The 908-nt window shown below is 43.6% G+C and carries 1 protein-coding gene; it reads right to left on the bottom strand.

The annotated features are described in order from the left end of the window. Positions 1–908 (bottom strand): GGDEF domain-containing protein (locus tag A3735_RS28120; RefSeq protein ID WP_156499989.1); only part of this gene is annotated, 908 nt, incomplete at both ends.

Here is a 908-nt window from a genome sequence, read left to right as displayed (position 1 = left end):
AATCAGCTCCATTGCCATGTCATGGTCATCTAAAGGCTTATCAGTTTGAATCGTGTACAGTTTGACTCCATTTATCTCTTCAGCGTTGTCCTGAGAAGCGAGTTCTTGAGACGCCGTTTGAGCTCTACCTAGAATATCATTGATGGCGGGGGCATTCTCAGTTATCAAAGTGACACCAGTACTAAGTGTTATCTGAATTGTTTTTCCATCGACCTCAAATAAGTGATCTTCAACAGCCTGACCATAAGCTTGGGCGACTTCAACGGCATCATCTCCATTTTGTGCCGGGCATATTAGGCCAAAAACATCGTCGCTTAATCGAGCCAGGTGATGGTCGCTCTTTCGGTTGCTATCAATAACATGAGCCAGGTCGCGTAGTACCAGGTCGGCATCAGCCATGCCAAAATTGGTTTTTATCTTCTGAAAGTTATCGATGGCCAGGTAAAGTACGCCTGCATGCGTACTATTATTTACCGCACATTCTTTTGCATCGTGCAGTTGTTCCATAAAGTATTGGCGGTTATATAAACCTGTTAGCAGATCCTGTTGGCTGAGTTCTTTTATCTTTTCCGCAAGTTCTTCATTGTCATGCTCTGGACGGATAATAATTTGTAGGCAGTCTTCNCCGTCGTAAGTTGCAGCGGAAAGGCTCATGGTTGCGCTAATTTCAGTACCATCTTCACGAATGGATATGCAGGTTGTTGCTTCGGTCTTTTCGGCTTGCGGGTTATCTGAAAAAGGCTTAGATAGCTCTTTGAAGCTGCTTTGTGATTCTGAATTAAAGGTATCAAGCACAGGAATGCAGATCATTTCATCGATATCATCGTAGCCAAGGAACTGCATATAGGAGCTGTTGGCATAGATGTGCATACCATCACTGATATAAGCAATGGCATCTTTTGAGCTAT

Source organism: Oleiphilus sp. HI0061, assembly GCF_001635675.1.
This window is presented reverse-complemented; position numbering and strand designations above follow the sequence as displayed.